This is a genomic window from Kitasatospora sp. NPDC038210 (genome assembly GCF_055600605.1).
The window spans coordinates 63,729-83,898 of the sequence record NZ_JBVJYK010000007.1 but is presented as its reverse complement, the minus strand read 5'-3'; the positions used below and the strand labels follow the sequence as shown (position 1 = coordinate 83,898).

Annotated in this window: 19 protein-coding genes and 1 pseudogene; 10 read left to right on the top strand and 10 right to left on the bottom strand. The window is 74.6% G+C overall.

The window, feature by feature from the left end; genetic code table 11:
• Positions 1 to 88: 88 nt before the first annotated feature.
• The gene (locus ACZ7KX_RS16585) at positions 89 to 799 is read left to right on the top strand and encodes an alpha/beta hydrolase (RefSeq protein ID WP_470327030.1); all 711 of its coding nucleotides are present in this window, start codon (positions 89 to 91) and stop codon (positions 797 to 799) included.
• 181 nt (positions 800 to 980) lie between these two features.
• On the opposite strand, the gene ACZ7KX_RS16580 is transcribed toward ACZ7KX_RS16585, so the two are convergent.
• Positions 981 to 1,559, bottom strand: a complete 579-nt coding sequence (locus ACZ7KX_RS16580; protein WP_470327029.1) for a universal stress protein — start codon at positions 1,557 to 1,559, stop codon at positions 981 to 983.
• A gap of 267 nt (positions 1,560 to 1,826) precedes the next feature.
• Positions 1,827 to 2,498 carry a TetR/AcrR family transcriptional regulator gene (locus tag ACZ7KX_RS16575; RefSeq protein ID WP_470327028.1) on the bottom strand — a complete coding sequence of 224 codons (672 nt, stop codon included), beginning with the start codon at positions 2,496 to 2,498 and terminating at the stop codon, positions 1,827 to 1,829.
• Positions 2,499 to 2,656: 158 nt separating this feature from the next.
• Between ACZ7KX_RS16575 and ACZ7KX_RS16570 the strand changes: the two genes are divergently transcribed.
• The gene (locus ACZ7KX_RS16570) at positions 2,657 to 3,475 is read left to right on the top strand and encodes an MOSC domain-containing protein (RefSeq protein ID WP_470327027.1); all 819 of its coding nucleotides are present in this window, start codon (positions 2,657 to 2,659) and stop codon (positions 3,473 to 3,475) included.
• 165 nt (positions 3,476 to 3,640) lie between these two features.
• Here the strand turns inward: ACZ7KX_RS16570 and ACZ7KX_RS16565 are convergent, their stop codons facing one another.
• The gene (locus ACZ7KX_RS16565; protein WP_470327026.1) at positions 3,641 to 4,030 is read right to left on the bottom strand and encodes a ribonuclease; all 390 of its coding nucleotides are present in this window, start codon (positions 4,028 to 4,030) and stop codon (positions 3,641 to 3,643) included.
• Positions 4,031 to 4,311: 281 nt separating this feature from the next.
• On the opposite strand from ACZ7KX_RS16565, the gene ACZ7KX_RS16560 reads away from it, so the two are divergent.
• Both ACZ7KX_RS16560 and ACZ7KX_RS16555 read left to right on the top strand, forming a co-directional pair.
• A complete protein-coding gene (locus ACZ7KX_RS16560) occupies positions 4,312 to 5,949 on the top strand; it encodes a carboxyl transferase domain-containing protein (RefSeq protein ID WP_470327025.1) in 1,638 nt (545 codons plus the stop codon).
• Between the two features lie 529 nt (positions 5,950 to 6,478).
• A complete protein-coding gene (locus tag ACZ7KX_RS16555) occupies positions 6,479 to 6,853 on the top strand; it encodes an aggregation-promoting factor C-terminal-like domain-containing protein (RefSeq protein WP_396546130.1) in 375 nt (124 codons plus the stop codon).
• A 222-nt stretch (positions 6,854 to 7,075) separates the two neighbouring features.
• On the opposite strand, the gene ACZ7KX_RS16550 is transcribed toward ACZ7KX_RS16555, so the two are convergent.
• Positions 7,076 to 7,534: an HD domain-containing protein gene (locus tag ACZ7KX_RS16550; RefSeq protein ID WP_470327024.1), complete on the bottom strand. Its 459-nt coding sequence runs from the start codon at positions 7,532 to 7,534 to the stop codon at positions 7,076 to 7,078.
• A gap of 185 nt (positions 7,535 to 7,719) precedes the next feature.
• On the opposite strand from ACZ7KX_RS16550, the gene ACZ7KX_RS16545 reads away from it, so the two are divergent.
• Positions 7,720 to 8,646 (top strand): AEC family transporter, encoded by a 927-nt coding sequence (locus ACZ7KX_RS16545; RefSeq protein WP_470327023.1) that lies wholly within the window; start codon positions 7,720 to 7,722, stop codon positions 8,644 to 8,646.
• 59 nt (positions 8,647 to 8,705) lie between these two features.
• On the opposite strand, the gene ACZ7KX_RS16540 is transcribed toward ACZ7KX_RS16545, so the two are convergent.
• Positions 8,706 to 9,143, bottom strand: coding sequence for a MarR family winged helix-turn-helix transcriptional regulator (locus ACZ7KX_RS16540; protein WP_470327260.1), 438 nt, complete (start codon positions 9,141 to 9,143; stop codon positions 8,706 to 8,708).
• 163 nt (positions 9,144 to 9,306) lie between these two features.
• On the opposite strand from ACZ7KX_RS16540, the gene ACZ7KX_RS16535 reads away from it, so the two are divergent.
• A complete protein-coding gene (locus tag ACZ7KX_RS16535) occupies positions 9,307 to 10,167 on the top strand; it encodes an alpha/beta fold hydrolase (RefSeq protein WP_470327022.1) in 861 nt (286 codons plus the stop codon).
• Between the two features lie 462 nt (positions 10,168 to 10,629).
• Here ACZ7KX_RS16535 and ACZ7KX_RS16530 read toward each other — a convergent pair whose 3' ends face one another.
• Positions 10,630 to 10,893: a dsRBD fold-containing protein gene (locus ACZ7KX_RS16530; protein ID WP_350524766.1), complete on the bottom strand. Its 264-nt coding sequence runs from the start codon at positions 10,891 to 10,893 to the stop codon at positions 10,630 to 10,632.
• Between the two features lie 351 nt (positions 10,894 to 11,244).
• On the opposite strand from ACZ7KX_RS16530, the pseudogene ACZ7KX_RS16525 reads away from it, so the two are divergent.
• Together ACZ7KX_RS16525 and ACZ7KX_RS16520 are read left to right on the top strand one after the other, a co-directional pair.
• Positions 11,245 to 12,084, top strand: a pseudogene (locus ACZ7KX_RS16525) (DMT family transporter); the annotation flags it as partial.
• A gap of 242 nt (positions 12,085 to 12,326) precedes the next feature.
• Positions 12,327 to 13,001, top strand: a complete 675-nt coding sequence (locus tag ACZ7KX_RS16520) for a DUF6629 family protein (RefSeq protein WP_470327021.1) — start codon at positions 12,327 to 12,329, stop codon at positions 12,999 to 13,001.
• Between the two features lie 78 nt (positions 13,002 to 13,079).
• On the opposite strand, the gene ACZ7KX_RS16515 is transcribed toward ACZ7KX_RS16520, so the two are convergent.
• Both ACZ7KX_RS16515 and ACZ7KX_RS16510 read right to left on the bottom strand, forming a co-directional pair.
• Complete coding sequence (locus ACZ7KX_RS16515; protein WP_470327020.1) at positions 13,080 to 14,474, bottom strand: MFS transporter; 1,395 nt, start codon at positions 14,472 to 14,474, stop codon at positions 13,080 to 13,082.
• Positions 14,471 to 15,088 carry an ArsR/SmtB family transcription factor gene (locus ACZ7KX_RS16510; protein WP_470327019.1) on the bottom strand — a complete coding sequence of 206 codons (618 nt, stop codon included), beginning with the start codon at positions 15,086 to 15,088 and terminating at the stop codon, positions 14,471 to 14,473. Before ACZ7KX_RS16510 ends, ACZ7KX_RS16515 begins: the two co-directional genes overlap by 4 nt.
• A 310-nt stretch (positions 15,089 to 15,398) precedes the next feature.
• Here ACZ7KX_RS16510 and ACZ7KX_RS16505 point away from each other — a divergent pair, with 310 nt between their 5' ends.
• Positions 15,399 to 16,235: a histidine kinase gene (locus ACZ7KX_RS16505; protein WP_470327018.1), complete on the top strand. Its 837-nt coding sequence runs from the start codon at positions 15,399 to 15,401 to the stop codon at positions 16,233 to 16,235.
• 100 nt (positions 16,236 to 16,335) lie between these two features.
• On the top strand, positions 16,336 to 18,063 hold the full coding sequence (gene polX, locus ACZ7KX_RS16500; RefSeq protein ID WP_470327017.1) for a DNA polymerase/3'-5' exonuclease PolX: 1,728 nt from the start codon (positions 16,336 to 16,338) through the stop codon (positions 18,061 to 18,063).
• A 135-nt stretch (positions 18,064 to 18,198) separates the two neighbouring features.
• On the opposite strand, the gene ACZ7KX_RS16495 is transcribed toward polX, so the two are convergent.
• A complete protein-coding gene (locus tag ACZ7KX_RS16495; RefSeq protein WP_470327016.1) occupies positions 18,199 to 19,077 on the bottom strand; it encodes a carbohydrate kinase family protein in 879 nt (292 codons plus the stop codon).
• Between the two features lie 3 nt (positions 19,078 to 19,080).
• Entirely contained in the window at positions 19,081 to 20,127 is a 1,047-nt protein-coding gene (locus ACZ7KX_RS16490; protein WP_470327015.1) for a pseudouridine-5'-phosphate glycosidase, read from the bottom strand.
• Positions 20,128 to 20,170 lie beyond the last annotated feature (43 nt).

Genomic DNA, 20,170 nt, shown 5'->3' with positions numbered 1-20,170 from the left:
CTGACGCCTGACGAGGAATCATCTCCCTCGCGACAGGAAGTACAGTACCAGCTCAGTGATCAGTCACCGAATCGGAGGCGAACCCTTCATGGACAGCGCACCATTCGAGGTCGTTCCGTACGCGGACGGGCGGTTGTCGGACGTACACCGGCCGACCACGGGTGCCGCCGGGCCGGCTCCCGTCGTCCTGCTCTGGCACGGCAGCGGCCCGAACGAGCGGGATGTGCTGCGCCCGTTGGCCCGGGAGGCCGCCGCCCGCGGGCTGCTGGTGCTCGTCCCGGACTGGAGTTGCCGGCAGGCGGACGGCGGCGCCGCCGAGCTCCGCGCCTCCCTCGCCCATGCCCGCCGGACCGCGGCCGCCTTCGGCGGGGATCCGGCGCGCCTCGTGCTGGCCGGCTGGTCGCTCGGCGGCCGGGAGGCGATCGCGGTCGCCACCCACCCGGACACCCCGGCCGAACTCCGCCCCGGCGCGGCCGTCGGCATCGCCTCGCAGTACACCGACCCGGCCGTCACCACCGGCGACGCCCCGCTCGACCACCTGGCCTCGGGCCCCTCCCCGGTCCCGATCTGGCTGGTGCACGGCACGGCGGACGAGATCGTGGACGTCGAGCACACCCGTAAGCTGGCCGCTGCCGTCCCGACCGCCGCGCTGCTCGAACTCCCCACCGACCACGCCGGCGTGGTGATGACCGTCTTCAGCCCCGAGGCCCGACGCTGCCTCCCCGCCACGGCCGCCGACACCCTGGAGGCCGGCCGCCGCACCGCCGCCGTCCTCGCCGAGGCGGCCGGCCTGTCGTGACACGGCCGGTCTGTCGTGACACGGGGAGCGGTCGTGGCCGGACGGGACGATCGGCTGGTCCGCCGCCACCGCGAAGTGGGCGACGGCGGTACGGCACGGACCGCTGCCCGCTCCGGCCGCTGCGGCGGATCGCGGGCCGCTGTGATCCACCGGCCGTGATCCACCCGCCGTCACCCGCCGGTCAGTTCCGCGCCGCCGGCACCCACCGACGGTACCCGTGCTCCAGCGTCTGCAGGTCCCGGAGCAACGGAGGGTGCGGGACCGCCAGCACCGGGCAGGTCGCGTGCCGGACGCAGTAGGCGGTGACCGAGGGGTGCACCAGCCGGGCGAGGCGGCCGCGTTCGCGCCCGGCGCCGAGGACGAGCAGGTCGCCGGGGCGGTGGGCGCACCGCACCAGGGTGTGGCCGGTGTCGCCCCGGACGGCCTGGCAGCGGAGTCGGACACCCGCGTACCGGCCGGCGAAGGCCTCGTCGAGGGCCTGCCGCAGCCGGGCCACGGCGTCGTCGCGACCGGCGGTGATGACCGGCGGGCAAGGGGTGCGGCGGTAGCCGAGTTCGTCGCCCGGCGGGGTCCAACAGAGCACCGCGAGCACCTCGGAGTCCGTGCGCCGGGCCTCGGCGACGGCGTGGTGGAGGGCGGCGAGGCTGCCGAGCGAGCCGCTGAGGCCGACCACGATCCGGCCCTCGTCCGCACCGCCGGCCACGTCGGCCCCGTCGGCCACGCCCGCCGTGCCGTCGACGCCGTCCACGCTGTCCGCCATGCCCCGCCCCTGCCTCTTCTGCCGCACCCTCGCCGCGGCCGAGCCGGTCGAACCGACCGAAGCGGCCCGACCCTCGGACCACCCGACCGCGCGCTCCGTCGTACCTCAGCAAAGCGCCCCGCGACCGCGCGGCCGCCGCGCGTTGACGAGGCCCTGACGCGGAGCTTGCCGTTCCGTACGCGTCCCTGATGCCGAGGAACCCCGCATCGATGGAAGCCGCGCCGAGGAACCCCGTGCCGAGAGAGCCGTGCCCCGGAGGCCGCTCGCTCAGGCCTGCGGGGGCTCCGCCTCCCAGAGGTCCGCGAACATCCGGTCGAGGTGTTCCTCGCCGATCGGCGGGACCGGCAGCGGGTGGGTGGCCTGGGTGCGGAAGCCGTCGAGGAGGAGGGCGAGGTAGCGGCGCCAGAGGTCGGGGCGCAGTTCGGTGGTGGCGGGCAGGGCGCGGCAGAGCGGGCCCAGCAGGAACAGCAGGTCCATGGTGCCCACGTCGCGCCGCATGGTGCCCTGTTCCTGGGCGCGGGCGATGAGGCCGCCGACGGTGGTGGCGTGCTGCCGACTGATCTCGATCATGCCGGGGATGACCGGAATGGCCTGGGTGACCAGGTCGTTGATGCCCTGGTCGGCGGCGACGAGTTCGAAGATCCGCTCGAAGTACCGTTCGAGGCCGGTCCAGGCGTCCTCGGCGGAGAGCGCTTCCTCCCCGGCGGCGGCCAGGCCGGCGCCGACGTCCGCGAACACCTCGCCGATCAGTTCCTCGCGGGTCGGGAAGTGCCGGTAGAGGGTGGCGTTGCCGACGCCGGCCTCCTTGGCGATCTGGTCCAGCGGCACGTCCAGGCCGTGCCGGGAGAACATGTCGCGGGCGGCGGCGAGCAGCAGGTCGCGGTTGCGCTGCGCGTCTCGCCGGAGCCGTCCCGGAGGGTTCGCGCTGCTCGGTGCCATGCACCCGACCCTAGCAAGCGCGCGGCCGGGGGACGGCGTGCCGTCCGGCGGCTCCGCCCCCGTCACCGCGTGCACGCCGCCGGGTCACACCCGCACCGCCTGTCACGTCTCTCAACTACCCTACGGAGTCGTCGAGTCCAGGATGATCGGGGGAAGTCATGGCGAGGGTGACGGAGTTGCGGTACTACCCGGTGAAGGGGTGCGCAGGGGTCTCGGTGGAGCGGGCCGAGTTGACCCGGGCGGGGTTGGCCCACGACCGGGCCTTCATGGTGGTGGACGAGGGCGGCGTGTTCCGCTCCCAGCGCCGGGACCCACTGCTGGCCACCGTCCGTCCGGCGGTCGAGGACGACGGCCGTCTGCTGCGACTCGCCGCCGCGGGGGTTGAGCCGGTGGCGGTCGGGGTCGATTCCGACGGGCCGCGCCGCGAGGTCCGGTTGTTCGGCGCACCGTTCCTCGGCATCGACCAGGGCGACGAGGCCGCCGGCTGGCTGTCCGAGGTGCTGGGTGCGCGCAGCCGGCTGGTCCGGGTGCCGCCCGAGCACGACCGGGTGACGGACGGCCTGACGCCGGGCACCTCCGGCTACGCCGACAGCTGCGCCGTGCACCTGCTGTCCCGTTCCACGCTGGACGGCTTCAACGCGGTGTCCGGCGCTCCCGCGCTGTCCGCGGAGCGGTTCCGCCCGAACCTGGTGGTGGACGGCTGGTCGGAGCCGCACACCGAGGACCTGACCCGACGGATCGCGGTGGGCGGCGCCGAGTTGGGTTACGCCAAGCTGGCGATCCGCTGCGCGGTGACGATGGTGGACCAGTCCAGCGGTGCCAAGGTCGGCCCGGAGCCGTTGCGGACGCTGGCCCGGTACCGCAGGGCGGCGGCGGGCGGGGTGGCGTTCGGCAGCAAGTTCGCCGTGCTGCGGCCGGGGAGGCTGCGGGTCGGGGACGAGCTGGTGGTGGAGGCCTGGGGGCCGTCGGAGCTCTGACCGGGGCTGCGCCCGCAACGGCCGGGCGCCTCCGGGGTACGGCCGGGCACGGCGGTGATCCGGCGGGTCATGAGGGGTACGCCGGTGATCCGGCAGCGGCGCCGCGGCGGTGCCACGGTGGCCCCGGCGGGGAAGTGCGCCGGGGCCACCGCCGTACCGGGAGGGTCAGCAGCTCTGGTCGACCAGGTAGAACGTGGCGTAGTGGTCGCCGGTGTAGTAGTCCTCCTGGTAGTTCTGGCCGGTCACGATCCGGCGGGCGCCGCGGGTCGAAGAACCCGGGGTGACGACGGTGTACTCGTGGTAGTACCCGTAGTACTCGCTGGGCAGGACGTGCTCTCTGTTCTGGAAGACCACGCCGTCCTGGGAGTAGGGGAACGGTCCGTCGGAGGCGATCAGGTCGAGGGTGTCGGCGGCCTCGGACGGGAGTGCGGAGAGGCACACCGAACCACTGACGGCGTGCGCGTCGGTGGCGACGGCGACCGGCGCGAGGGTCATCAGGGCGACGGCGGTGACGGCGGCAGCGCGGGACTTCCACGCGCGTAGAGTGCGAGTCATGTCCCCCAGTGTGGCGAGACACCGTCAACTCCGGAAGCCCTCCTTCCAAATGTTTACCAGCGGGTAACTCTCCTTTACCTGCCGCGACTTGGGCCGTACCCCGACCGCATCGACTCCCCTTCGACGTCGTCCACGAACCATCCCGACGGTTCAAGGGTCGACCGCCATCGAACTGGCGTCGAGGCCGCCCCGCCCCGTTCCTCGGGCTCTCGCCGCGCCCGGACCGCGCCGCATAGAGTGACGGATCACGACGGACCGGAACGATCTCTGACGGGGTGGGCATGGCGGCGCACGAGGACGACGACGAGGCGCGGACCACTCCTCCGGCGCCCGCCGCTGCGGCGCAGGCCGCACCGGCGGGACGAACCGCGCCGACCGCGCGCCAGCTGATCGGCCTGCTGGTCGACCCCGGCAGCTTCCGCTCCTGGGACGAACCCCCGCCCGGCCCGCCCGCCGACCCCGACTACCGCGCCTCGCTCGACCGGGCCCGCGGGCGCACCGGCCTGGACGAGGCCGTCCTCACCGGCCGCGGCCTCATCGACGGACGGCCGCTCGCCCTGGTCGCCTCCGAGTTCGGCTTCCTCGGCGGCTCGATCGGCGTCGCGACCGCCGAGCGGATCACCCGGGCCGTCGAACGCGCCACCGCCGAGCACCTGCCGCTGCTCGCCCTGCCGGTCTCCGGCGGCACCCGCATGCAGGAGGGCTCCGCGGCGTTCCTCTGCATGCTGCGGATCACCGCCGCCGTCCAGGCCCACCGCGCGGCGGGCCTGCCCTACCTCACCTATCTGCGCAACCCCACCATGGGCGGGGTCTTCGCCTCCTGGGGCACCCTCGGCCAGCTGGTGTTCGCCGAACCGGGCGCCCGCCTGGGCTTCCTCGGCCCGCGCGTGTACGAGGAGCTGCGCGGCGTGGAGCTGCCGCCGGACGTCCAGCGGGCCGAGACGCTGGCCGCTCGGGGACTGGTGGACGCCGTCGTCCCGCCGCAGGAGCTGCGCGAGCTGGTGCGCCGCACGCTCGCCGTCCTCACCGCGACGCCGCCGCCTCCCCCGGGCGTCCCTTCCACCGGCACCCCTTGTACGGACACCCCTTATACGGACACGGACACCGGCACGGGCACCCCTCCGGCGGAAGCACCCGACGCCGCAGCCGGGCGCCCGGACGCCTGGGACTCCGTCCGCCGCACCCGCCGCCCCGACCGCCCGGGCACCCGCGAGCTGCTGCGGCGCACCGCCGAGGAGCTGGTACTGCTGGATTCCCCGGGTGGCCGCGGCGGCGCCCTGGTCCGCGCGCTCGCCGTCCTCGACGGCCGGCCCGTCCTGGTTGTCGGCCAGCAACGGCAGTCCGCGGAGCACGAGCGCCCGTTCACCGCGGACGATCTTCGGGCCGTCCGCCGTACCGCACGCCTGGCCGAGCAGCTCGGGCTCCCCCTGGTGACCGTGGTCGACACGGCCGGGGCCGAGCTGTCCGCCGAGGCCGAGCGGGACGGCATCGCGGTGGAGATCGCGCACTGCCTGACCACTCTGCTCGCACTGCGCACCCCCGTCCTCGCGGTACTGCTCGGCCAGGGCTCGGGCGGCGGAGCGCTCGCACTGCTCCCGGCCGACCGGGTGCTCGCGGCCGGCCACGCCTGGCTGGCGCCGCTGCCACCGGAGGGCGCCTCGGCGATCGTCCACCGGGACGGCGATCATGCCGCCGAGCTGGCCAGGGCACAGGGGATCGGGGCGCACCACCTCGCGGAGGTCGGGCTCGTGGACGAGGTGGTCCCGGAGCTGCCGGACGCGGCCGACGAGCCGGAGGCCTTCTGCGCCCGGCTCGGACACGCGGTCGGTACGGCGCTCGGCACCCTCGCGGCGTCCACCGAGACGAACCGGCTCGCGGCCCGGGCGGTACGGCACCGGCGGCTGGGCGACCTGCGCTGACCGGGCCCGCTCGGGAGTGGGTGCGACCTGCGGCGATCGCACGCTCCGGGGTGTGGCGCCGGTCTCAGCACCGGGTTGATCGTCTGTACCCAAAGTGCTCCCGCAGGATCCGCGGGTGACGGCTCCCCGGGCTCAAACGGTGAGTGCGCTCACACGGAATCAACGTCCACGACGGACCGTAGTAGACCTGGCCGAACCATCGGCCCGATCGACCCGCCCCCGAGCCCCCCGCGTCGGCACACGTCAGGGCCAGTCCGCGCGCTCCGCGCGACCGGCCCTTCGAATCCACGGCGGCCGCTCCCCTACGACTGTCGGTCGTAACGAGAGGGTCTTGGCGGTGGCCGATCCGGTCTGCCAACAATGGCTCTCGTCGCCAGCCACACCGGCTCCTGTCCCGCCGGTGAATGGCTTGTCGCTGAGTCACGCCCCGCAACCGTTTCGGCCCCTGTCCGGCCGTGGTCCTGGGCGGGGCGTGACTCGGCCCAACCTGATTGAGGTCTTCTTCTTCATGCCCGCTTTCAAGCTCCGTATGCGTACTTCGGCCGCGATTCTTGCCGGCGCCGCCGGTCTGACCGCCCTGGGCGCCGGTGTCCTGCCCGCCACCGCGAACGCCGCCACCGTGTCCCCGAAGACCATCGCCGCCCAGATCGTCCCGGCGAGCCAGCTGGCCTCGTTCAACCAGATCATCTCCCACGAGTCCGGTTGGAACGTGACCGCGACCAACCCGAGCTCGGGCGCCTACGGCCTGGGCCAGGCGCTGCCGGGCTCCAAGATGGCCTCGGCCGGTGCCGACTGGAAGACCAACCCCAAGACCCAGATCAAGTGGGCCTACGACTACATGAACTCCCGCTACGGCAGCCCGAACGCCGCCTGGTCCTTCTGGCAGAACCACCACTGGTACTAAGCCGGACCCCATCGGCCCACTGATTCCCTCCTGCCCCTGACCACTCCCCCTCACCCCGGGGGTCGGACAGGGACCACCGGGGTGCCCGAGAGGGCCCGGACCCGCGCGATCCGCGGGTCCGGGCCCTCTCGTGGTTCCCCGGGCACCCCCGGGCGCGCGGCTACGACCCTTCCGCCACGGCCCGCCCTGCGTTTGGGCCGGAAGCCCGGAGCCCGCCGGGTGTCACGGCTCCCCCGTCAGCCCCAGCAGCTCGCGCATCCGCGCGTACTTGGCGGCCAGCCGCTCGGCGGTCGCCCGGTCCAGCGAGGCCAGCCGGGCCGGGTCGGAGTTGTGGGCCAGATCGGCACGCTTGACCAACAGCGCGCCCGGCGTGGCCAGGATCCGCGCGGTGTACTCCTCCAGCGGCTCCTCCGGGCGCCGGGTGAGCGCGTCCACGATCGTCTTGGTCTCCTCGGACAACGAGGCCGCCGCCAGCCATTCCCGGCTCAACCGGTCGTCCTCGACCGTGTCGTGCAGCCAGCCCGCAGCGATCTGCGCCTCGCTGCCCCCGCGTGCGGCCGTCCCGTGCGCGACCGCCGCGATGTGCTCGCCGTACGGGTGGCCGTTCTTGTCCACCTGCCCCCGGTGGGCACGGCGTGCGATCGCCTCCACCTCGGACAGGCTCAGGTACTGGTCCTCCACGGTTCACCCCTCGCGTCGCCCTCGGCTGCTCGACCATCGTAGGCCCGTGATCGCCGGGCCGGCGGCCACTGGTTTACTGCCCCGGGGGTTCAGCGGCTCAGGGGGTCCACCGGCTCGCGGGTCGAAGCCTCCGGCGGGCGACCCCCGCCGCACCCGGCAGACACGTCCGAGCGATCCGAGGAACCATGCCATCCCTGCATCCGCTGCTGTCCGGCTTCGCCCCGATCTGGGCGCTCACCGCGGTCGGTTACCTCGTCGGCCGCACCGGCCTGCTCGGACCGCACGCCGAGGCGGTGCTCAACCGGTTCGTCTTCCACGTGGCGATGCCGGCCGCGCTCTTCCTGATGATCGCCCGCACCCCGCTGGGGCGCTTCGCCAACCCGTCGATGCTGGCCTTCGCCGCCGGCACCGCCGTCGCGACCGGCCTCGGACTGCTCGCCGGGCACCTGCTCTTCCGGCGCAAGCCCGGCGAACTGGCGATCGGCGCGATGGCCTCGGGGTACGTCAACTCCGCCAACCTGGGCATCCCGGTGGCCGTGCAGGTCGTCGGTGACGCCTCATTCGTGGCGCCCGTGGTGCTGTTCCAGATCCTGCTGGTCACCCCCGCCGTCCTCGCCGTGCTGGACGGCGGCGCGGCCGGCCGCCGGGCCCTGTTGACCCTGCCGGTGCGCAACCCGATCCTGCTCGCCACCGCGCTCGGCGCCGTCGTCTCGGCGACCGGGGTGCACCTGCCCGCCGAGCTGAATCGTTCCTGCGAACTGCTGGGCGGCGCCGGCGTGCCGACCGCCCTGATAGCCCTCGGCATCTCGCTGCACAACCGCCCGCCGGCGGACGGCCGCTCCCGGCGGGCCGAGGTCGGACTGACCGTCGCGATCAAGACCCTGCTCCAACCGCTCGTCGCACTCGCCGTGGCCGGCCCGCTGCTCCACCTGCCCGCCCACCAACTCCTCACCGTCGTCCTGTTCTCCGCACTGCCGACCGCGCAGAACGTGTACACCTACGCCCGCGAGTACGGGCAGGGCACGGTGCTCGCCCGGGACGCGGTGCTCTGGTCGACGCTGGCGTCGATGGCGACGCTGTCGGTGATCAGCTGGACCCTCGGGCCGGCATAGGCCCCGCCTCCCCTGGCGGTCCTGCGCTCACCTGGCTCACATGACCGCCGAGACGGTCCCTACCGGTCCTGGCGGGCAGCGGCGACCACCCCGGTCATGGCCTCCAGGAAGTGCCGGGCCGTGGCCAGTTCCGCCGGGTCGAACCGCCGCATCTCGGCGAGCAGATCGCCGATCAACCCGCCGAAGAAGCCCTGCCCCAGCTCCACCGCCCGCTCCTCCACCAGCAGCCGCACCCTGCGCCGGTCCTGCGGGTCGCGCTCGCGGCGGATCAGCCCGAGCCGCTCCAGCCGGTCCACCAGAGCGGTCGTGCCGGCCGAGTTCAGGTGCAGCGCCTCACCGAGCCTGCCCGGGGTGACCACCTCCCCGGCCCGGGAGGCGTCCAGCAGGTGGATCAGCGCGCGCAGGTCGGTCGGATGCAGACCGTTGCGGGATGCGAACTCGGCCCCGAAAAGGTCGAGTTCGACCGTCAGACCGCGCAGCAGGTGGACCAGCCGCATCGGTTCCTCAGCTCCGGACACCCTGTCGTCCTCCCTCGGGCAGGCCCGTGTCATTATTCTCTCGATCAGCGAGATAGTTGTTGAGCGAGATACTCACTCAGCGAGATACTTGCCGAGCGAGTGGTTCCGCACGCCATCACACCACACCCGCGGAGGCCCGACATTGTCCGCCCGCACCGCCACCTTCCTCGCCGCCTACGACGCCCTGCTGGCCCGCTGGCCCGCCCCGGTCGAGACCCTCACCGTCCGCACCGACCACGGCACCACGCGGATCAACGCCTGCGGACCCCGGGGCGGTCGGCCCCTCGTCCTCCTCCACGGCGGCGGCGCCACCTCCACCATGTGGTTCGCCAACGCGGCCGCCCTGGCCGAAGCCGGGCACCGCGTCCTCGCCGTCGACCTCATCGGCGACCCCGGGCGCAGCGTCCACGACGGCGCCGCACTCGACGGCGTCCCCGGACTCCTCGGCTGGCTGGACGCCGTGCTCGACCGACTCGACGTCCCCGAGGCCGACCTCTGCGGCCACTCGTACGGCGGCTGGATCGCCCTGGAGTACGCCCTGTACGCCCCCGCGCGGGTCGGCCGGCTCGCCCTGCTCGACCCCAACCTGTGCTTCGCCGGCTTCCGCCCCGGCTACCTGCTGCACGCCGTCCCCCTCTTCCTCCCCGGTCGCACGCCGGACCGCGCCCGTTCCTTCCTCGACTGGGAGACCGGCGGCGGTGCCCACCTCGACCCCGACTGGCGCGAGGTCTACGCCCTGGGCTACGCCGACTTCCCCGCCTCCCGTGTCGTCACCGGCCCCCGCCCCACCTCCGCCCGCCTCGGCACCCTCACCACCCCGGTCATCACCCTCCTCGCCGCCCGGAGCCGCACCCACCACTCGGCCCGCGTCGCCGAGACGGCCCGCCGCGCCCTCCCGTCGGCGGAGGTCGCCGTCCTCCCGGACGCCACCCACCACAACCTGCCGATGGCCGCCGCCACCGAGGTCAACCGACGCCTCGTCGACTTCCTCTCCAGGGGCTGACGACCGGCTGCTGTCGCCGGCACCCACCGCACCCTCCCGTCGGCGGCAGCAGCAGGAGCGCCGACCGTGCCTGCCCGGCACCGGACGCCCGGACACGCCGCCGACTCCGGGTCGGAGCCTCCGGTCGACGGGCCCGTCTGCCGACCCCTCACCGAGCGGGCACCAGCGCGGGCCGGTTGAAGATGCGTCACGACCGCCCCGGGCTCGCCTGCGGCGGTCGGGCGTGCTGGCCGGGGCCGGCGCGACGACGCCCGGAGGCGACGCTGCGCTCGACGGCGGACCGGCGCTGCCGCACCCCGTTCCCTACCTGGTGGACAGCCCCCGGTGGGCGAGCCCCGGTGGAGAGCCCCGCCACGCACGCCGCAGCGGGCGGCTCCGGGCGGGGACGGCCGTGGACCGTACGACCGCGCCGCCCGGACCGTGACCGCCGTCGCCGCCAGTAGCTGCCGGCCGTGGCCACCGTCAGTAGATCAGGTACCCCGGACGGTGTCCTTCGTCGTCGATCTCCCCGGTGGCCTGCGCCCGCAGCTTGCGGGACAGTTCCTCCAGGGCGCGGGAGGCCGCGACCTCCTCGCCGATCCTGGCGAGCGGACGGTCGTCGGCGCTCTTCACGGCCTCGCCGTGCGCGCTCAGGCCCGGCGCCCTCGCGCCCGTCAGCCTGGCGTCGCACGCCGTGTGCACGCCGTCCTCGTCGAATGTCAGCTCCACGTCCCACTGGTTGTGCATGCCACACCTCCTGGCGCCGGCCCCCGTCGCGCCTGTCCTGACCGGCACGGACGGTGACCCGTGGCGGCCGCTCACACCAGCGTGCGCCTGCCCCGCCCGTAGCGGCAAGCGCGGCGGACGGCACCGGGCACGGCAGTACCCGCACGCGCCGTGGCACCGCCCGGCCGGCAGTCCGGCCGCCCTCAGCGGCTCGGCCCGGGCCCGGGCGGGCGTTCGGCGCGGCGCCCGCGCGTCGTGTCCGATCGGCCCGGCCGACGCCCCGGCGGTACGCTGACGGAAGCGGGCCGCGACCGCGTATCCGCCTCGAACCCGTCGGCGCGGCGCGGGCAGCGACAACCTGGTGGTCCCCCTGTGGCGGTCTTCCTTCTCGCCCTCAGCGCGGCCTGTTGTCTGGGTCTCGGTTTCGTCCTCCAGCAGCACGCGGCGCAGCGGGCCCCCCGTGCCGACCTCCTGCGGTGGCGGCTGCTGCTCGACCTGATGCGGATGCCCCAATGGCTGCTCGGCACCGGATTCATGGTCAGCGGGCTGATCCTCTCCGCGCTCGCACTCAACCAGGGCGAGGTCTCCCTGGTCGAACCGCTGCTGGCCACCAATCTGCTGTTCGCCATGGCGCTCGCCCGGGTGCTGACCCGTCAGACCCTGGGCCGCTCGGGCTGGGCCGGGGTGTTGCTGCTCGGGCTCGGGGTGACGGCCTTCATCGTGGCCGGGAAGCCGACGGGCGGTGGGGCTCCCGCCGGGGAGCTGCGGCACTGGCTGGTGGTCGGCACGGTGGTCGGACTGGTCGTGCTGTTGGTGTCGATGGCCCGGCGGCTGCCGCTGTTCGAGGAGGCGACGCTGCTGGCACTCGCGGCCGGACTGCTCTACGGCCTCCAGGACGCGCTCACCCGGACCACCACCCAACGCCTCGACCACGAGGGGCTGTCGGCCGTGCTGCGCAGCTGGCAGCCGTACGCGGTGGTCGTGGCGGGCGTGGTCGGTCTGCTGCTGGTGCAGAGCGCCTTCGAGGCCGCGCCGCTGCGGATGTCGCTGCCGGCGCTGACCGCCGCCCAGCCGCTGGCCGGGATCGCCTGCGCGGTCGGCTTCCTCGGCGACCGACTGCGGGTCACTCCGAGCGCCCTGGCCTGGCAGTCGGCCGGGATGCTCGCCATCGTCGTCGGGGTGATCGTGATCGGCCGCCACCCGGCGATGCCCGGCACCGTCCGCGACACCTTGGAGAGCATCGGGGCGGCCCCGGAGACCGGCGCGGAGGCCGATGCGGGGAACGGCGCGGAGGGCGGTTCGGGGAACGGCGCGGAGGGCGGTTCGGGGAACGGTTCGGGCGTGCCTTCCGAGGGCCGGTCGGCGGACGGACCCGACGACACGTCCGGCGATCCCGACAGCGGACCCCCCGGTGGCCCCGACGACGGACACGGGAAGTCCGGCTAGAGGCCTCGATGTGCTGGAGCGCGCAGGCGGACGCCGTGGCCGGTGGGGTGGTCGCGGCGGCCGGGGTGGCGTGTCTGGTCCGCGCCCGTCGGGCGGGCCACCCGGAGCGGTTACTGCTCGCCGCGCTTCCTCTGGTGCTGGGTCTGCACCAGCTGATCGAGGCGCTGGTCTGGCTGGGTACGGACGGTGACCTGTCGCCGGCCCTCGCCGGAGCGGCCCGGACCGCCTGGGCGGTGATCGCCCTTCCGCTGTTGCCCGTGCTCGTCCCGGCCGGGGTGTGGTGCGCGACCACCGGACCACACCGGCGCGTGCTCGCGGCGCTCACCCTCCTGGGCGCGGCCGTGGCCGTCCCGCTCGCCGTTGCTGTCGCCTCCCACCCGGTGGCGGCCACCGCGCACGGCCACACCCTCGTCTACACCGTCGGCATCCCGCACCCGGCCGTCCTCCTGACCGGCTATCTCCTGGCCACGGTCGGTTCCCTCCTCGTGAGCGGCGACCGGCTGCTGCGCCGCCTCGGCCTCGTCATCGCTGTGGGCGCCCTGGTCTGTGCCCTGTTCTGGCGGTTCGCCTTCATCTCCACCTGGTGCGCCCTCGCCGCCCTGGCGGGCGTCCTGCTGTTCCAGTGGGCGGGCCACTCGCCGGTCGCGGAGGGCGCCGAGCGGATCGCCCGACCGATCCGGTGAAACAGACCGCGAACGGCCCCCGAATCGGCCCCGAACGGCCCCGCGAATCCGCCCCGCCAACGGCCCGGTGAACGGCGCCTACGAGTGCGTGGGGAGCGGCTCCCGCGTGTCGTCCGCCACCTGCGTGCTCCCGGTGGCTTCGCCGCCCGAGCCTGTCGAGTGGCCCCGGAGCTTGTCCATCTCTCGCCACTCGGGCCGCAGTCCGGCCAGCGTCGTGGTGGCGAAGTAGAGGGCGCCGGCTCCGAGCAGGCTGGATATCAGGCCGACCAGGGCGACCGCCGCACCGGCGACGAGGCCGCCGAGGGGGATCCCGGCCCAGGCGAGGGAGTCACCGAGGGCGTGGACACGGCCCAGCAGGTGGCGGGGCACCCGCTCGAAGAGCACCGCGCCGAGTATCGGGTTGAGGAAGCCGGAGCCGAAACCACCGATCGCGAAGACGGTGAGCACCACCCACATGGGCGCGCCGAGGGCGAGCACCACGAACCGGGGCGCGCCGCACAGCAGGAAGCCGACGAAGAAGACCGTCCGACGGGGCAGGCGGGAGGCGACGGCCGCCGCGATCAGGCTGCCGACGACGGCCGTGGCGCCCATGGCACCGGTGGTCAGACCGATGGCGGCCGGGCCGTTTCCGGACTCCTGCGCCCAGACCGGGACGAGGACGGTGATGAAGCCCGCGTCGAGGAGGTTGGTGATGCCGACCATCACGGTCACGGCGAGCAACAGCGGCTCGGACCGCAGGAAGGCGAAGCCCTCGCGGAACATCCGCCAGTAGCCGGTGCCCTGCCCGCTCTCCCCCGCCGACCCGGGCGGCCCCGCGGCCGCGCCCGGGAGGGCCGGGCGCCCCATGCCGCGCGGCAGCGCGAGGGCGATGATCAGCGACCCGAGGGCGAAGGTGGCCGCGTTGACCGCCAGCCCGGCCAGCGGGCCCATCAGCGCGACCAGCCCGCCGCCCGCCGCCGGCCCGATCGTGGAGGCCAGCCGCTCGGTGACGCCGGACAGCCCGGTGGCGCGCTCCATGGGCACCCGGGCGCGGTCGGCCGCCTCCGGGACCATGACCGACTTGGCCAAGTCCCCCGGGCCGCGCATCGCGCCGATCACCGCGACCATCACCAGCAGCACCCAGAACGGGAGCAACCCCTGCGCGTGCAGCAGCGGGACCAGCCCGGCCGCGGTGGCGCTCAGCGCGTCCGTCGTCCAGGACACCACCCGCGGCCCGAGCCGGTCGATCACCGGCCCGGTCAGCGCCTTGACCAGCACGTACGGTGCCATCTCGGCGAAGGCGACCAGGCCGGTCATGGTGGCGCTGCCGGTGGTGGCCAGCACGAACCAGGGCAGGGCGATGGCCGAGACGCGCGTGCCCGTCACGGAGACGGCCGTTGCGGTCAGCACCCCGGCCAGCGGCCGGAAGCTGCGCGCGGGCGGATCGACGGTGCCGGCGGTGCCGGCGGTGCCGACGTCGACGGCGGTGGTCATGCCGATTCCCCCTCGGTGGTGGTGCCGCTCGGATCCGGCAGGACGTGGACGATCACGGAGACCTGCTCGCTGCCCTCCGGGAAGGGCCCGGCGGCGTCGATCCGGCGGTAGCGCCCGATCACCTCGGACAGCTCGCCGGTCAGCTGCTCCGCCTCGACGGGAGTGAGCTGCAGGATCAGGTCACTGAGATCCGTCACCCGGCGCCACTCGCGCGGCATGGTCTCGAAGGCGTCCAGGGCGCGCTGGCCGGTCAGGCTGTGCACCGCCAGGACGGACCGCAGGAAGGCGACGGCCGTGTCGGGCTCCTCGTCCGCCATGTCGTCCCCCGTCCAGAGCGTGAGCCGGTGGGCCGAACGCCACCAGCGCTCACGGGCGTTGCCGCGCTCACGGTCCTCCTCGACGAAGCCCGCGGCGGCGAGCTGGCGCAGGTGGTAGCTGGTGGCCCCGGAGTTGAGCCCCAGCTGTGCGGCGAGCCTCGTCGCCGTGGACGGGCCCTGCTTGCGCAGCAGCCCGACCAGCTGCATGCGCACCGGGTGCGCCATCGCCTTCATGCCCCTGGCGGTGATGGCGATGTGCGGGTCGTCGCTGTGCTTCCAGCCGCTGTCCTCGGTCATGGCAGGAGCCTAGAACCACAAAGGATCCTTTGCAAAGGATTTTCTGCGAAGAGTTCTTTGCGGAGAGTCCTTTGCCGGAGGCCCGGGCATCCTGCGGATCCCGGAAGGGCCTGATCACCGGGGGGCGCCCCGCCGGTCGGCGGGTGCCCCACCGGCCGCTCGGCGGGGGCGCGGGCCGGGTTCGCGTCCCGGGGCGGGATTGTCACCCGGGCGGGCGGGGCGCAGGCTGGCAGGAGGGCCGGGGAAGCGGCCCGCCCCGGTCGGCCGCGGAACCGATGACGGCCGCCGGTGAGGCACGAGGGGCAGGGCGATGGCACACGGGAGGCTGTGGGGCTACGTCGCGTCGGGAGCCCGGGCGCTCGCCGCGTTCGGCGGCGCGTCCGGCGCGGGCGGCGCGGGCGGCGCGGGCGGCGCGGGACGCAGGAGCGCCGTCGGACGCGCGGGCGGCCCGGTTGCCGTCGAGGCCGAGGAGGGCCCCGGGCCGTTCCAGTCCGGCACCATGGCCGCGCCCAGGGCGCTCACCCGTGTGGAGCTGGAGCGGCTGCGGTGGACCGGCCGGCAGGCCGGCTGCGAGCCGACGGCCCGGCACGTCCAGGTGGCCGACGTGGTCCGCCGGGTGGTGCGCGGCGGCGGTCGCTCCGCGACCGTCACGGTCCGCATCGCACCCGGGCTGCCGGTGGTGGCCGGGGACGCCCGGCGCCTGGAGGCGGCCCTCGCCGGGCTGGTCGACCACGCGATCCGGCGCAGCCCCATGGGCGGCCGGGTGCTGGTCCGCGCCGAGGTGGCGGGCGGCGGGCGGCGTCCCGGCCCGACGGCCTCGACCCGGGACCGGGACCGGGAGCACGACCCGGACCGCGAGCGCGGCCGGGGCCGGAACCGCGCTCGGGACGGCGCCCGCGACCGCGCCCGGGACGGCGGCCCGTACGGCGGCGGGGGACGCGGCCGGGTGGAGATCCGGATCTCGGACCGGGGCGCCCACGAGCCGCCCGGTGCCCGCGAGGGGCTGCTCGTGGGCGTGCGGCCCGGCGGCCCGGTGGGCCCGGCCCTGCACAGCCTGGTGCTTGCGGCGGGCGGCCGGCTCGCGGTCGAGTCCACCCCGGGCGGCGGACTGACCGTGGTCCTGCTGCTGACCGTCGCGCACGACTGACGGCGCGCCCGGCGCACCCGCCCCGACGGCCCCGCGACGCCCTCCCCCGGGCGACGCCCCACACGCGGCGAACCCGCCCCGCCGAACCTAGACTTGCCCCATGCCCCGGCTCAACGACCAGGTCAGGGAGCTGCTCCAGGAGTACGCCGACCTGATCAACATCACCGGCGGGGACGCCTTCCGGGCCCGCGCCTACGAGAAGGCCGCCCGAGCGGTCGGCGGCCACCCGGAGGACCTCGCGGGCCTGGACGTCAAGGGTCTGCAGCAGATCCCGGGCGTCGGCAAGTCCACCGCCGAGAAGATCGCCGAGTACCTCGACTCGGGCAGGATCACCGCCCTGGAGAACCTGCGCGCCGAGATCCCGGCCGGCGTGCGGGAGATGATGGCCGTCCCCAGTGTCGGCCCGAAGCGCGCGCTGGCCCTCTACCGCGACCTCGGCATCGCCTCGGTGGACGAACTCGCCGAGGCGGTCCGCGCCGACAAGCTGTCCGACCTGGCCGGCTTCGGCGAGCGCAGCGGCGAGAAGATCCTGCACGGCATCGAGCTGATGCGGCAGTCCGGTGGCCGGACCATGCTCGACACCGCCACCGAGCTGGCCGAACAGCTGGTCGCCGCACTCTCCGCCGTCCCCGGCTGCACCCGCTGCGCGTACGCGGGCTCGCTGCGCCGGATGCGTGAGACGGTGGGCGACATCGACGTGCTCGCGACCGCCGAGGACTCCGCGCCGCTGATGGCCGCGCTCACCGAACTCCCGTACGTGGCCGAGGTGATCGGGAGCGGGACGACCAAGACCTCGGTGCGCACCACCCAGGGCGTCCAGGTGGACCTGCGGGTCGTGCCGGAGGAGGACTGGGGCGCGGCGCTCGTCTACTTCACCGGCTCGAAGGCGCACAACATCAAGCTGCGCACGATGGCCGTGCGGGCCGGGCTGAAGCTCTCCGAGTACGGGCTGTTCGAGGTGGACGGCGGCGCCAAGGTGGTCTCGGAGACCGAGGACGAGGTGTACGCGGCGCTCGGCCTGCCGTGGATCGCCCCGACGCTGCGCGAGGACCGGGGCGAGATCGAGGCCGCCCTGAACGGTGAACTCCCCGACCTGGTCCAGGAGTCCGACCTGCGCGGCGACCTGCACACGCACACCGACCTGACCGACGGGCTGGCCACCCTGGAGGAGATGGTGGACACCGCCGCCGCCCGCGGCTACTCCTACTTCGCCGTCACCGACCACGCGCCGAACCTGGTCATGCAGCGGATGACCGACGAGAAGATGCTCGCGCAGCGCGAGCAGGTGCGCCGACTGGCCGACCGGCACAAGAAGTTGAGGCTGCTGCACGGCACCGAGCTGAACATCGACCCGGACGGCGGGGTGGACTGGCCGCCCGAGTTCCTGGCCGGCTTCGACGTCTGCGTGGCCTCCGTGCACTCGCACTTCACCCTCGACCGCGCCGCCCAGACCCGTCGGCTGATCCGGGCCTGCGAGAACCCGTACGTGCACGTCATCGGCCACCTCACCACCCGGCGGATCGGCAGCCGCGGCCCGATCGACGTCGACCTGGACGCGGTGTTCGAGGCCGCCGCGCGCACCGGCACCGCGATCGAGATCAACAGCTCCCCGCAGCGGCTCGACCTCCGGGACGAGGACATCCTGCGGGCCAGGCGGCACGGCGTCCGGTTCAGCATCGACAGCGACGCCCACGCCACCCCGCACCTGGCCTACCCGCGGTTCGGCATCGGCACGGCGCAGCGCGGCTGGCTCACCGCCGAGGACGTGGTCAACACCTGGACGTGGCAACGGTTGAAGCACTTCCTCCGCAAGGACGCACTGCGCTGAAACCGTCGGCCGACGCCCACCCTGGCGGCACCCACCCGGCCGTCGCGCACCCCGCCGACACCCGCCCGCCGTCGAACGCCCCGGGGCCCCCGGGCGGCCCCGGAACGCCGGAGCCGCCCGGAGGCCCGCCCGCCGTCACCCCTCGTCGCAGGAGGCCCCGGGTGACGCCAGCACCCGGGCCGCGCTGCGGTGCCCGAGCCCGGCCGCGTGCCGCAGGTCCCCGGTCTCCAGGAACCCGGCCAGGAACCCCGCCGCGAAGGCGTCCCCGGCGCCGGTGAGGTCGCGCACCACCGCCACCGGCGGTACCGGCACCGTGAACAGCCCCTCGCCCGGCACGTCGACGGTGGTCGGTGCGGGGCCCGCCTTGGTGACCACCGTGGTCTCCGCCAACCGGGACCGGTCGGGCCCGGGCAGCCCCTCCACCAGCAGGCCGAGGAAGGCGGACTCCGAGCGGTCGGCGAACACGAAGGTGGGTGCCGACTCGGCCAGCAGGGCGAGGAACCGCTCCCGTCCGAACCGCTCCAGCATGCCGGTCGAGGAGGCGTCCACCGAGGTGGTGCCGCCCGCCTGCCGGACCCGTGCGAGGGCGTCCACCGCCGTGGCGCCGACCGGCTCGCCGTCGAAGGAGTAGGCCGGCACGTGCAGGTGGGTCAGACCGGCCAGCCACTCGTCCGGGACGCGTTCCAGCAGCGTGGCGGCGCCCCGGTCGGGCAGCATGGTCCGCTCGCCGTCCCGGTCGATCAGCACCACGACGGTGCCGGTCCGGCCGCGCCGGGACACCCGTACGTCGACGCCGTGGCCGCGCAGTTCGGCGACCACGGCGTCGCCGACCGCGTCCTCGCCGACGCAGCCGAGGAAGCGCGCCGGGCACTGCCCGGCGGCGAAGCGGGCGACGTTGGCCGCGCTGCCTCCGCGCCGCCGGAAGACCCGGGCGCCGGAGTCGGTTCCGTGCCGCAGCGGGCCGTCGACCCACACCACGACGTCCTCGACGAGGTCGCCGAGCACCCCCAGCACGGCTCAGGCCCCGGTCTGCGCGGCCGGAGCGGTCGGGGCGGCCGGCGCCTCCGACTCCCCCGAAGCGGCCGAGTCGGCAGAGGCGGCAGACGCGGTCGGGGCGGCAGACGCGGCCAGGGCGGCAGACGCGGCCAGGGCGGTGGCGATCTCGCCGCCCAGCCTGACGTTGCCCCGGTACACCTCGACGTTGACCTCCAGACTGCGGCCGCCGGTGTCGCGCCGGATCTGGTCCAGCAGGAAGGGGGTGGAGGCGTTGCCGGTGATGCCCAGGCGGTCGGCCTCGGCCCGGGCGCGGGCCAGGATGCCGTCCAGTTCCTCCGGCGGCAACTGCTTGGCCGGGTCGACCGGATTGGCGATCAGGACGGCCTGCGGCAGGCCGAGCCGGTCGCGAGCGTCGATGACCTTCGCGGCCTCCTCGGGCGATCCGACGCTGAAGTTGACCTCGTGGCCGGAGTCGGTGACGTAGAAGCCGGGGTACTTGCGGGTGCGGTAACCGATGACCGGGATGTTGAGGGTCTCGAAGCGCTCCAGGGTGGCCCGGATGTCGAGGATCGACTTCACTCCGGCGCTGACCACGGTGACCGGGGTGGCGGCCAGGGTGGTGAGGTCGGCCGACTCGTCGAAGCTCTCGGAGGCGCCGAAGTGGACGCCGCCGAGACCGCCGGTGGAGAAGACCCGGATGCCCGCGCGGTGGGCGAGGAAGGCGGTGGCGGCGACGGTGGTGCCGCCGTGCCGGCCGAGCGCGGCGACCACCGGGAGGTCGCGCAGGCTGACCTTGTCCAGGCCGTCGGCGGCGGAGAGTTCGGTGATCTGATCGGCGCTCAGACCGACCGTGGGAACCCCGGCGTGCACCCCGACGGTCGCCGGGACGACTCCCGCCTCCCGCAGCTGCCGTTCCGCCTCCAGGGCGACGGCCAGGTTGCGGGGGCGCGGCAGGCCGTGCGTGAAGATGGTCGACTCCAGGGCGACCACGGGCCGGCCGTCGGCGAGGGCCCTCGCCACCTCCCCGGCGACATGGACGGCGGGGGTGCTGGGCGGAAGTCCGGTCATGATGCGCACTCTCTGTGAGATGCCGCCGCGGTGGGGCGGCACG